We start from the raw sequence: 11,672 nt of genomic DNA on the forward strand, positions 1-11,672 counted from the left end.
CTCGAGTTCGGCGGCGACGTTACTCGTCGTCGCCGACTTCCACCATGCGCTTGGATTTGCCGATCATCCAGGCGATTCCGATACCGCCCGTCACGTAGTTCTGCTGCCGAACCAGCGGGCTGTCCTCGAACGCGGCATTACGAAGATTGTCATAGCGCATGTACGCGCCCACCCAATACCTCGGGAAACGCTTGGAAATCGCGGCAAGCACATGCGTGCCTGAGTAGCCACCCTTGGCGTCGTAAGCCGGTCGATCTGCAGTCGCGAAGCGCGGCGCCACCGAATAGAAATATTCGTGATACTCGGCCGCGCCGAACAGCGGGCCCGCGCCGACACCGAAATTCCAGCCCGGCTGGCCCGCGACATTGGCGATGTCCAGATTCAGGCGCGGCGAGAAATTCCAGCCCAAGGTCTGCGGCGATCCCTCTAAAGTGATTGGCAATCGCAGCGGCATCACCAGATCGAGCTTCATGTCTTCATTGCGCGAGCGCCACAGATGCACGTCCAGAGACGGACCGAACTCCAGCGTCGGCCGCAGATTCGGCATGCCTTCGCGCGCGTCATTGTCGTCGCTGCTCACCGGGATGGTGGCGTTCATGCTCAAGCTGAGCTCGAGATAGCGCTTGTCGAACAGCTCGCCGCGCACGCCTTCGCGATCGGCTTTCAGGAACTTGCCCCGATACACGAAGTACGGCAGCGGCACCGGATAAGCGTTGACCTCATCCGAGCCCCGATAGTCCGGGAACGCCAGCGCGCCGACACCGAGGCCCGCTTCCCACAGCGGTTTTTCTTCAGCGTGCGATGAGGCCGGCCACGCAACGAAGGCGCAAGCCATCAGCACCGCCGGCGCGATTTTCGACATCGAACCCATAAAGTCCCGGTTACAACAATGCCTCGACGTTGGCCTTCAGGTCTTCGGGCTTGGTCGTGGGCGCGAAGCGATCGACCACTTGGCCGTTCCGGTCGATCAGGAACTTGGTGAAGTTCCACTTGATGGCCTCGCTGCCGAGCAGGCCCTTGGCGCTGCTCTTCATCCAGCGATACAGCGGGTGAGCCCCGTCGCCGTTCACGTCGATTTTCTCGAACATGGGGAAGCTGACGCCATAGTTCTTTTGGCAGAAGCTGCCGATCTCCTCGGCGTTCCCCGGCTCTTGCGCGCCGAACTGATTGCAGGGAAAGCCGAGCACCGCCAATCCCTTGTCCCGGTATTGCTTGTACAGCGCTTCCAACCCTTCGTACTGAGGCGTGAAGCCGCACTTACTGGCGGTGTTGACCACCAGCAGCACCTTGCCCGCGTAGTCGCGCAACGCGACCGGCTTGCCGTCGAGGCTGTTGGCCGAAAAATCATAAACGGTGGTCATGACAGGACTCCTTCAACGCTGCTCGCCGCCGGACACCGGAGTGAAGCTTTCGGCGAAGTATGGCGTCTCGGCGAAGCAATTGGTGGGAATGCCACGGTGCTCCGTGTAGTGCAGGCGGATGTGCCGCCCGACACTGGCCGACAGCTGCTTGGCCAGCTCCTCGTCGCGCGTGCTGAAGTGCCAGATCTGCGGCGCCACCCCGCCTACGACGTACAGGGCCAGTTCGCCCTCGTACGTCTTGCAGATCCAGCCCTTGCGAGAGAACTTCTGCAGGATGCCGGCGCGTTCGCCTTCCGAGTAGGACCAGCTCAGACTGAACCAGGTCCAGAGGCCGCCCAGCACTACCGCCAGCAGCACGACGCCGATGAGCAGCCGGGACAGCCAGCGGCCGGGACGACGGGAACCAAGCGCAGAATCGGCCATGTTATTGATCTCTCGTTTTTTGGATTCGCCGGGGGCGATGGCGAGAGTGTGGCCAAGGTCCCGGGCGCACTCAACTATTTCGAATGTGCGCCCGCGCCCTCAACGGCGAGCCTTGGCTGTCGCACGCCGTGCCGGTTTCGGCGCCGGCGCGGCGGCCGGCATGGAGTTGCGCAGCCCATTGATGAAGATGTCATAAACGTGCGCGATGTAGCGTTCGCGCACGGCGTCGGTAACACCCGCGCCACCGACGATGGACTGCAAGGCGTAGCGCGCGTTGAACAGATGATCGCAAGCGCCGAGCAGGTTCACATAGAACAGCACCGGCTCGACCGGCTTGAACTCGCCAGCCTTCACGCCCTGCTCCAGCAACTGGGCCTGCAGTTCCATGAGTGGCCGCACGAACACGCGCGCGATGGTTCGTGCGCTGCTGGTCTCCGCCTCGCGATGATCGAGCAGCGAATGCATCAGCCGGTTCAGGTAGGGCCTGCGATAGAAGCCGTTGATGATGCCGGCGATATGCAGGCGCAGTTTCTCGGAGGGCGAGATGTCCAGGTCCAGCAGATGGCGCACCCGCTGCAGCTCCACGGCCGCGTCGCGTTCGACCAGGGCAACCATCAGCCCTTCCTTGTTCCCGAAGTAGTACTTCACCAGGGCGGAATTCAGACCCGAGTGCTCGGCGATTTCGCTCAAGGAAACATTCAAACCGTGCCGGTCGCTCATCAGGCGGCTGGCGGTGTCCAGCAACTTGTCGCGCGCGTTGAAATCGTCGGGCACGGCGGCCCGCGCGATGCGCCCGGCCCTGCGAGGACGCTGGGCGCGGGAGCGATTGCTGTCTTTGGCCTCGGCTCGGCTTGGCACGCGGGACATTTACTCTCTGGTCGGACAGTCAGGCAATGGGCGCGCATTCTACTGCGCATTTCATAAAGCAAACAGTGCGCCGGCTATTCTTTAACTGATTGATTAATTCCTGCCGATAGCGTCCAATGGCGCCCCGGCACATTCAAGAGTCTGTCAGGGGATGGCATGAGCACTGCGTATATCGTCGCGGCCGCCCGCACGGCGGGGGGCCGCAAGGCCGGTCGTTTGTCCGGCTGGCATCCGGCCGACCTGGCGGCCAAGGTCCTGGATGCGTTGGTGGATCGAGTCCACGCCGATCCGGCCCTGATCGAAGACGTCATCATGGGTTGCGTCAGCCAGGTGGGCGAACAGTCGACCAACGTGGCGCGCAACGCCGTGTTGTCCTCCAAGCTGCCGGAAAGCGTGCCGGGCACCTCGGTGGATCGTCAGTGCGGCTCGTCGCAACAGGCGCTGCACTTTGCCGCGCAGGCAGTGATGTCCGGAGTGCATGACATCGTGATCGCCGCGGGCGTGGAAAGCATGAGCCGCGTGCCCATGGGCCTGTCGGTGCAACTGCCCGCGAAGAACGGTTTCGGCGGTCCCAACGGCGAGGCCATCAAGAAGCGTTATCCCGGCATCGAATTCAGCCAGTTCCTCGGCGCCGAGATGATCGCCAAGAAATACGACATCTCGAAGGATCAGCTCGACGAATACGCGCTCGGTTCGCATCAGCGCGCCATCGCCGCGACTCGCGCCGGCGCGTTCGAGCAGGAAATCGTGCCGATCGAAGTGACTCTGCCCGATGGCAAGAAAGAACTGCACACCGTCGACGAAGGCATCCGCTTCGACGCCAATCTGGAAGGGATTCGTGGCGTGAAGCTGTTACAGGAAGGCGGCCGTATTACTGCCGCGACCGCGAGCCAGATCTGTGACGGTGCGTCCGGTGTGCTGATCGTGAATGAAAAAGGTTTGAAGACCTTAGGCGTGCAGCCGCTAGCACGCATTCATCACATGTCCCTGCTGGGACACGATCCGGTGATCATGCTCGAGGCGCCACTGCCCGCCACCGAGCGCGCGCTGAAAAAGGCCGGCATGACGATCGACGACATCGATCTGTTCGAAGTGAACGAAGCGTTCGCTTCTGTGCCCATCGCGTGGCTGCAGACCACCGGCGCGGATCCTTCGCGGCTCAATGTCAACGGCGGCGCGATTTCGCTCGGGCATCCGCTCGGCGCGTCGGGCACCAAATTAATGACGACGCTGGTCTACGCGCTCAAGCAACGTAACAAGCGCTATGGCCTGCAGACCATGTGCGAAGGCGGCGGCATGGCGAACGTGACCATCATCGAGCGCTTGTAAATCAACTCTCTCGGCAAGGTAGCTATGAAACTCGATTCTTCGATCTCGGCCGTCGTCACTGGCGGCGCTTCCGGCCTGGGCGCGGCGACGGCTCGGGCACTGGCCGCGAACGGCGTCAAAGTCGCGATCTTCGACATGAACGTGGAAAAAGGCGAGGCGCTCGCCAAGGAACTCGGCGGCGTGTTCTGCAAGGTCAACGTCACCTCGGACGCCGATGTCGATGCGGGGTTCGCCAAGGCTCGTGCGGCCATCGGCCAGGAACGAATCCTGATCAACTGCGCCGGCACCGGTAACGCCGTCAAGACCGCGAGCCGCGACAAGACCACGGGCGAGATCAAACACTTTCCGCTGGACGCGTTCGACAAGATCATCCAGATCAACCTCGTCGGTACGTTCCGCTGTATCGCCAAGTCCGCCGCCGGCATGCTCACGCTCGATCCGGTCGATCAATACGGCGAGCGCGGCGTGGTCATCAACACTGCGTCCGTGGCGGCACAGGATGGCCAGATCGGCCAAGCCTCGTACTCCGCATCCAAAGCCGGCGTGGTTGGCATGACATTGCCGATCGCGCGCGATCTCATGGGCGAAGGCATCCGCGTGAACACCATTCTGCCCGGCATCTTCGATACGCCGCTGATGCAAGGCGCGCCCGAGAATGTCAAAGCGGCGCTCGCTGCATCCGTACCGTTTCCGAAGCGCCTAGGCGCGCCGGAAGAGTACGCGTCGCTCGCGCTGGAAATGTGCCGTAACGGCTATTTCAACGGCGAGTCGGTCCGCCTCGACGGCGCCATTCGCATGGCGCCGCGCTGATTTCACCGTAAAGGACTCGCATGCGTAGAACGATCTTCGAGCCCGAGCACGAACAGTTCCGTGAATCGGCGCGTCGATTTTTTCAGAAGGAAGTCGGCCCACACGGCGAGCGCTGGCGCGAGCAGGGCTCGGTGGATCGTGAGGCCTTTCTGAAGGCCGGCGAGCAGGGCTTTCTGTTGATGTGGGCGGATCCGGAGTACGGCGGCGCCGGCATCTCCGATTTTCGCTACGAGCAGATCCTGATCGAAGAGAACGGCCGCTGGGGCGAGAGCGGCTTTTTCATGACGCTGCACTCGCGGCTGGTCGCGCCCTATCTCGGCCATCTCGGCACTCCGGAGCAGAAGAAGCGGCTGCTGCCCCGTTGCGTTTCTGGTGAAGCCATCCTCGGCATCGCCATGACCGAGCCTGGCGCGGGCAGCGACCTCGCCGGCATGAAAACGCGCGCGGAGGATCGAGGCGACCATTGGTTGTTGAATGGCTCGAAGACTTACATCTCCAACGGACAGATCGGCGACGTCTTTATCGTCGCCGCTCGCACGGATCCGGCGCGCAAGCACGGACTGAGTTTGTTCATCGTTGAGCGCGGCATGGAAGGTTTTCGCCGCGGTCGCAATCTGAAGAAGATGGGGTTGAAGGCGCAGGATACGTCCGAGCTGTTCTTCAACGATGTGAGGGTGCCGAAGGAAAATGTGCTCGGTGAGGCTGGCAAGGGGTTTCAGTATCTGACCACGTTCTTGGCTGAGGAACGCTTGATCACCGCCGTGGGCTCGCTGCAGGCGGCGCGGACGGCGTTCGAGATCACGCTGGAGTTTGTGAAGGAACGCAAGGCGTTCGGCCAGCCAGTCGGCACGTTCCAGAACTCGCGCTTCAAGCTGGCGGACATGCAGGCGCAGATCGACGCCCTGCAATGCTTCATCGATCAATGCGTGATGGAACACAACGCCGGCCGCCTCGACAGCGTCACGGCCGCAGAGGCGAAGCTGCTCACCACGGAGTTAGAAGGCCGCGTGGTCGATGAGTGCGTGCAGCTCCACGGCGGAGCTGGTTACATGGACGAATATGCGATCTCGCGCCTCTACACCGGCGCACGCATCAGCCGCATCTTCGCCGGCAGCAACGAAATCATGCGCGAGATCATCGGCCGCTCGCTGGATCTCGACGACCGCAAACTGCCCAAAGGTTCGTAGTGCCGCCGCGCGTGGATAATCCCGCCTCATCCGGTCCGCGAACGCTTTAGTAGCGCTTCGATCGCCCATGCGTGGTCGTAAGTTTCGCCGTCCCAGCGAGTCGCGGCCGTGTGGCGGTCGATGTGTAACCCTTGTTGTTTATGTGTGGCGACCAACTGGTGCCAGTCGCTGAGTGGCTGCGTGTGGTTTGGTAGCGTGCTGTCGAAGGATTCACCGGTGGGTGTCACGAAACGAATCGCGCCGTCGTCGAGGACCAGGACCACGACGTTGCCCTCGTGTACCCGTCGGTGGTGAAAGCGGCAGAGACTTACGAGGTTAGAAAGCTTTGTCTCTCCGCCATGTGCCCAATACTGGATGTGGTGGCCATCGAGATAGCGCGTGTTCGGGCATCCCGGGAAGCGACAACAGCCGCGATCACGCGATCTCATCGCGCGGTGGAGTGCCGGCGGGATACTGCGCGTTTTCCGGCCCACATTGAGCGGCTCGCCGTCTTCGTTCTCAACGATTGGAACAACGCTGCAATCACAGGACAGCCTCCGCGCGGTTTCCGCAGCAACGCTCGGCCCGTGCTCGAAGTGACATTGCCCGGCCGTACTGTCTCGTAGCGTTTCGGCATCCACATACACCACGATGTGATTGCGCTCGCCGCCTTTGAGCGCTGCTGGGCCTTGGGCGAGGAACGTTTCCGCCATGATGGCGAGGGCATCGACTTTGCGGGCCGATGAATGGATGCGCCATTTAACAGATGACGTTTCCGCAGAAACGTCCTCCTCCGTTGGGATCTCTTCGCACGCGGCCTCGATGGCTTTGATAAACATCTGCCCCGCCTCGGCGGGCAACCGCGCCTTGATCACAAGCATGCCATCTTCATCATGAAACCAAGTGAGCTTCCGGTCGAGCTGCTGTTGCGCCTCGCGCCCCAATTCCTCCGCTTCCTTGCAGCGGCGGAAGTCACGCACGATGCGCTCTACATGCACGGCCGTGCCATGCAGCGCGTACATGAGTAGCGTGTCTTCAGTGTTGGGGCATGCGACGCGGGTCAGCGCGCGTACCTTCGCATAGCTCAACTGCCCGCGCTCCATTGCCGCTGCAATCTTCGGTAGGTTCAGCAATGCATGCGCCGTGCGCACCTTCTCGCGCGCCGCGCCCATGTCGATGCCGCACTTCCAATTAAGCCAGTGCGCGCAAGATGCGCTGGCGCCATCGCTCCAGCCTTTGCGGCGGTCCCACTCGGCGATCAGCATTAACAAACGATAGTTGGCCGCATTGAGATGGCCGGCGAGCTCGACGATTTGATGGCCGAGGTTCTGGAGCGATTGCCAGTCGGCCGCCCGGGCTTCGTCTTGCTCGGTTCGGTGAACACTTTCCATACTCATGGTGCAGTCTCCGCAGAACTTTTCGTTCCCATCTCCATCGCGCCTCTGCCGCCACGTTCAGATCGGCAACAGAGGCGCGACTTGGCGTCAACACCTCACGCCATGTACACAAGCCTCGGCTCTCTCACCTGATACAGCCCACGGCTCGCGGGCTCCGACCCGCCTTCGCCTGGCTCTCCACCGCCCCGCTGCCGAAGCGCCTCGATCAACGGCTTCAGGTTCACGAGATCCAACATCACCGCCGCCTCGTCCACCCAGCCTTCCAGAGCCTTCGCCACCTCGGCGTGCAAGACTCCGTCATCGACATCCGAGTACAGCAATACGTCTGATAAGCAATGAAGCGTCGCGCGCACCTGCATCAGCAGGCTTCTCACGTTCTCCACGGCTTCTTCTAAGGTGCGCGGCTGACTTGGCGGTGGTGGTGCTAGTGGATCGCCACTACTGAGCGGTGCCGTGCTCGGCGTCACGGCGGTGGTTGTGGATTGTTTGCGTCGTGAACGGCGCGGCTTGGAAGTATGATCGCTCGTAGCCATGTCATCCTCCTCGAAGGGTGATTTGGTTAGGCGTTCGGCGGTGTTCTAGCACCGTCGAGCGCCGACTTTGATGCATTGAACTCACTCGCTGGATCGACTATGCAGGCCGCTCGAAAAGTAAGGATGGGTTTCGGGCGGAGATCGATGTGCCTAAGATCAGGCACGGGTTCGATCGTATCTCGGCGCTTCGTTACTGTATATAACAACAGACCGCAATCGAGAAAAATGTTTCATCGCTCCGCGCACTTCGCGCGCGCGACTACGCGTGAGAGCGCGCACAAAGAAAATCGACCTGTCCCCTTTTGCCGTATTTTGGGGGTTACCGTCGGATGCCGATCCGTACTACATTGCTCCTGCAGGCGGTTGGAGACCGAGATGAATCAGAGCGTGACATTGGCAATGGCGTTGATCTTCGGAGCATCCGAGGTGTCGCTGGCTATCGCCAAAGGTCGCGGCAGGCAGGATGCTGCATCGGATGCAGGGTCACTCCGGCTCATCTGGATCATCGTGGCCGTGAGCCTGACGGTGGCGTTCCTTGTCGCAGGCTCATCCCCGAGGGCCGATTTCGCGATGTCGAGCTGATGCGGGCATTGGGTGTCGTCATCTTCGTTTCCGGCGCAGCCCTCCGCTGGTATGCCATCTTCTATCTCGGGCCCTACTTCACCGTGGATGTGCGCGTCGGCGACACGGGGCCGTATCGGTTCGTTCGTCATCCCAGTTATACGGGGGTACTCCTGGAGTTCCTCGGGTTCGCGCTCTTCATCGGCAATGCTTGGTCGATGCTACTGCTGGTGCCGGTAGCGATTGTTTTCTCGTATCGGATTCGAGTCGAGGAGCGCGCGCTCGAGCAGGGATTGGGGGAAGCGTATGCGAGCTATCAACGGCGGACGAAGCGACTGATCCCGTTCGTGTACTAGTCAGGATGCTTCTGCTATACCTCGCAGGCAGCTAAATGACTGGGTGCGGGAAAATTACAGATCGGCTCAAATCGATTTAGTCGAAGGGATACTCGCAGTGCCACGTTTGAGTAAACCTTGCGGCGTCTGTTTTTGTTGTTTCACATATACGGTATAGCTCTTCCTCCGTATCAAAGGCATACAAAACGTAATTTCTAAAGTCCGACGGGTTCAGGCCGTCGTTCTTTTCAAATACTCGTTTAGCGATGCTGAAACATACAAAACAATACCTGTTATTCTTTGCAAGCTGGATGAAATCGTACGATTGAGACGTTATATTGTACTTGCCAATCACATGCACTGCCGCCCATGAAACAGTTGTTTCATTGTCTTCTGTTTTTTGGGCTATCGCAGAATATGAATCATGACTAAAAAAAGCCATGTGAATCCTTTCGTCTAATTTATTCATTGGTAAGTTGAGGTAGCGCGGCCGAGCCGCTTTTCCCGCCATCAGGTATGAAATTGTAGATATGACCCGAATGCACGATCGTCCGTCTGAATGTGCGCGTCGGTAAGCTCGAGACTCGGAAGTATGGCTGGTGGCGGCGTGGAAATAAACCTGCGCCCATTTTTGTATCGAATCAGTCACGGCGATCGCCGAGTAAGCGATGAGCGGCGGCTGAGAACGGGGACAGATTTGATCGGTCCCCTTTTGCCAAGCTCCTGTCACTGACCCGCGGCAGACGCGGCGTCAAAAGAATTTAGCCGTATGTCGGCGAGGCGCACCGCCGACCGTCTTTCAGACGTGGCAATGTTGCTACGTACAATCCAAGGAACCACAGCGATGACTCAGCCCTCCCCTGCAGCCCTCTGGACCGGGCGCGTGCTCAAGGGATTATTCGCCCTGTTCATGCTTGGTGCCTCAATCGCTCCGAAGCTGCTGAATCTGCCCGTGGCGCATGAGACCATGGCGCAGCTCGGATGGCCGCCGGGCTACGTGATGATGATCGGACTCATCGAGCTTACGTGCGTCGTGCTTTATCTGATTCCGCGCACCGCACTGCTGGGTGCCGTGCTGACGATGAGTCTGCTGGGTGGCGCGATGGCGACGCAGATTCGGATCGGAAACCCGCTCTTTAGCCACATCTTGTTCAGCACATATTTGGCGCTGTTCATGTGGGGCGGGTTGTGGCTGCGGGACATGCGGGTGCGGACTGTGCTTCCGCTCCTCAGATAAGCTGGTACGGAGTTACTTACCGTCCAGTGCTCGTCCCAGAGCCACACTCGGCCATGTTCCTCGTAGAGTGAAGCCCATGAGCACCGCAACTGAAATACAGTTCGGCCGCTCCGTTCTTGCAAGTACCCTGGCTTACTTCGCTTTCCGAACGGGCAGCGGCACGCTGCAGACGTCGATGCGGCCGGCGGGGACTTTGTACCATTCGTCCTGCCGATTGCGACGAGACTCCACCAAATCCGCGAACGTGTGCGTATCCGTTCTCAACACCTCAAGGTTGGTGCGCTCGGCGGCCGGAACATCGGCGGCCAGGCGAATCTGCATGATGGGCGTGCGTTCTTCGGGTTTCTGATAGAAACCCATCGCGCCTCTCCCGCGCGGCATGGTTGAAAGCACATCCATGCCTTGGAGCACACGACCGACCACTGCGATATTCCGGTCGAGCATACGAATGGCGTGGCCGTTGACGACATACAGCTCCGCACCGCTGCCAGTGTTCACATCGTTGTCGCGGCCGGCGCCGACCATGCCATAGCAGTGAACAAGCCATGCGGATCCCTGCGCTGACTCACGCGCGGCGGGGAAGCCGTTAACGAAACCGGTTTGCGCCGCATAGGTGTCGGGATCAGGTAGCGCGGTGAACTTGAGGCCCGCAGCCGGACGCGTGAATTCTGGCGTCAAGGTCGGCTTCGCCTCACCGAACGATTTCTGCGCGTTCGCCTCGCCCCACTGCACGACGAAATTGTCTTGCGAGCGCGTGATCGCGAGACCATCGAAATACTTCGCTCGCGTCAGCGCGCGCAAGTTGGCCGCATGCTTTGGCGCGAACTCTGGCTGCAGCTCGATCACGATGCGGCCCGCCGCCAGGTCCATATACAAAGTATTTTCCGGATCGACAGGCCGCCAGTCCGACGGCTTCGACGCGGCGAGCACGTCCGCCATCGTGCGGCCAGCGGCACTCGACGGCAACGACGCAAACAGCAAAGGCAGAGCAGCGAGTACAACGAGGCGCAGAGGTTTGATCACGGCCAGTTCCTTGTGAGAAGTGGCCGTGACTATCGCATCCGCGCCTCGTTCAAATCAAACCAGCGGAACGACGATCATGCGGCGAATCGAGTCGCGACATGGCCGCCGCCGAAGCACTGATCAAGAAGCCTGACTGCGCATCGCCTTCAAGCTGCCCGCCTTGTAACCGCCCGCCGGAAGATTGAATGCGATGTTGAGCCGATTCCAACCATTGATGCCCACCACCGCCATGGTCAGACGCACCAGCTCTTCGTCACTGAACTGAGCCTTGGCCTGATCGTAGACCTCGTCGGGAACGTGCTGATGCTCCAGCCGAGTCACCGCCTCGGTCCAGGCCAGCGCCGCTTTCTCGCGCTCGCTGTAAATGGACGTTTCACGCCAGACGCTGACCAGATACAGCCGCTGCTCGGTCTCGCCTTCCAGACGTGCATCCTTGGTGTGCATGTCCAGGCAGTAACCGCAGCCGTTGATCTGCGAGGCGCGGATTTTGACCAGCTCGAGCAATGGGTGCTCCAGCGTGGAATTCTCGTACGTGGTCGCCAGATTCAACATGGCCTTGAGCACGTCGGGATGCTTCATGATGTTGTACGGACGGTTCTGACTCATGGCGCTCTCCTCATAAAGGGTTGT

General features: G+C 60.5%; 14 protein-coding genes. 6 read left to right on the top strand and 8 right to left on the bottom strand.

Translation table 11 applies throughout. The features are described from left to right. Positions 1–19: 19 nt before the first annotated feature. The 4 genes from VGD45_RS10210 to VGD45_RS10225 all read right to left on the bottom strand — a co-directional run bounded on the left by VGD45_RS10210 (position 20) and on the right by VGD45_RS10225 (position 2,651). The gene (locus VGD45_RS10210) at positions 20–862 is read right to left on the bottom strand and encodes a MipA/OmpV family protein (protein WP_331155186.1); all 843 of its coding nucleotides are present in this window, start codon (positions 860–862) and stop codon (positions 20–22) included. Between the two features lie 19 nt (positions 863–881). Further along, complete coding sequence (locus tag VGD45_RS10215; RefSeq protein WP_331155187.1) at positions 882–1,361, bottom strand: glutathione peroxidase; 480 nt, start codon at positions 1,359–1,361, stop codon at positions 882–884. A gap of 12 nt (positions 1,362–1,373) precedes the next feature. Further along, on the bottom strand, positions 1,374–1,784 hold the full coding sequence (locus VGD45_RS10220; protein ID WP_331155188.1) for a hypothetical protein: 411 nt from the start codon (positions 1,782–1,784) through the stop codon (positions 1,374–1,376). A 99-nt stretch (positions 1,785–1,883) separates the two neighbouring features. Beyond that, on the bottom strand, positions 1,884–2,651 hold the full coding sequence (locus VGD45_RS10225; protein WP_331155189.1) for a TetR family transcriptional regulator: 768 nt from the start codon (positions 2,649–2,651) through the stop codon (positions 1,884–1,886). A gap of 156 nt (positions 2,652–2,807) precedes the next feature. Between VGD45_RS10225 and VGD45_RS10230 the strand changes: the two genes are divergently transcribed. Genes VGD45_RS10230 through VGD45_RS10240 form a run of 3 tightly spaced genes read left to right on the top strand, consistent with a single transcriptional unit; the run spans position 2,808 to position 5,977 of the window. Next, positions 2,808–3,980: an acetyl-CoA C-acetyltransferase gene (locus VGD45_RS10230; protein ID WP_331155190.1), complete on the top strand. Its 1,173-nt coding sequence runs from the start codon at positions 2,808–2,810 to the stop codon at positions 3,978–3,980. A gap of 24 nt (positions 3,981–4,004) precedes the next feature. Further along, positions 4,005–4,790: an SDR family NAD(P)-dependent oxidoreductase gene (locus tag VGD45_RS10235; protein WP_331155191.1), complete on the top strand. Its 786-nt coding sequence runs from the start codon at positions 4,005–4,007 to the stop codon at positions 4,788–4,790. Between the two features lie 20 nt (positions 4,791–4,810). Next, positions 4,811–5,977: an acyl-CoA dehydrogenase family protein gene (locus VGD45_RS10240; protein ID WP_331155192.1), complete on the top strand. Its 1,167-nt coding sequence runs from the start codon at positions 4,811–4,813 to the stop codon at positions 5,975–5,977. A gap of 26 nt (positions 5,978–6,003) precedes the next feature. On the opposite strand, the gene VGD45_RS10245 is transcribed toward VGD45_RS10240, so the two are convergent. Together VGD45_RS10245 and VGD45_RS10250 are read right to left on the bottom strand one after the other, a co-directional pair. Then, a complete protein-coding gene (locus VGD45_RS10245; protein ID WP_331155193.1) occupies positions 6,004–7,353 on the bottom strand; it encodes an HNH endonuclease in 1,350 nt (449 codons plus the stop codon). Positions 7,354–7,448: 95 nt separating this feature from the next. After that, a complete protein-coding gene (locus tag VGD45_RS10250) occupies positions 7,449–7,886 on the bottom strand; it encodes a hypothetical protein (protein WP_331155194.1) in 438 nt (145 codons plus the stop codon). A 375-nt stretch (positions 7,887–8,261) separates the two neighbouring features. Between VGD45_RS10250 and VGD45_RS10255 the strand changes: the two genes are divergently transcribed. The 3 genes from VGD45_RS10255 to VGD45_RS10265 all read left to right on the top strand — a co-directional run bounded on the left by VGD45_RS10255 (position 8,262) and on the right by VGD45_RS10265 (position 10,019). Next, positions 8,262–8,468 (top strand): hypothetical protein, encoded by a 207-nt coding sequence (locus VGD45_RS10255; protein WP_331155195.1) that lies wholly within the window; start codon positions 8,262–8,264, stop codon positions 8,466–8,468. Then, positions 8,468–8,803, top strand: a complete 336-nt coding sequence (locus tag VGD45_RS10260; RefSeq protein WP_331155196.1) for an isoprenylcysteine carboxylmethyltransferase family protein — start codon at positions 8,468–8,470, stop codon at positions 8,801–8,803. Before VGD45_RS10255 ends, VGD45_RS10260 begins: the two co-directional genes overlap by 1 nt. Before the next feature lie 823 nt (positions 8,804–9,626). Continuing rightward, the gene (locus VGD45_RS10265) at positions 9,627–10,019 is read left to right on the top strand and encodes a DoxX family protein (protein WP_331155197.1); all 393 of its coding nucleotides are present in this window, start codon (positions 9,627–9,629) and stop codon (positions 10,017–10,019) included. 132 nt (positions 10,020–10,151) lie between these two features. Here the strand turns inward: VGD45_RS10265 and VGD45_RS10270 are convergent, their stop codons facing one another. Together VGD45_RS10270 and VGD45_RS10275 are read right to left on the bottom strand one after the other, a co-directional pair. Continuing rightward, positions 10,152–11,042, bottom strand: coding sequence for a peptidylprolyl isomerase (locus tag VGD45_RS10270; protein WP_331155198.1), 891 nt, complete (start codon positions 11,040–11,042; stop codon positions 10,152–10,154). A 120-nt stretch (positions 11,043–11,162) separates the two neighbouring features. Next, positions 11,163–11,648, bottom strand: coding sequence for a carboxymuconolactone decarboxylase family protein (locus tag VGD45_RS10275; protein WP_331155199.1), 486 nt, complete (start codon positions 11,646–11,648; stop codon positions 11,163–11,165). Positions 11,649–11,672 lie beyond the last annotated feature (24 nt).

Origin of the sequence: Steroidobacter sp., from assembly GCF_036402275.1 — a bacterium.
Taxonomy (GTDB): Bacteria; Pseudomonadota; Gammaproteobacteria; order Steroidobacterales; family Steroidobacteraceae; genus Steroidobacter.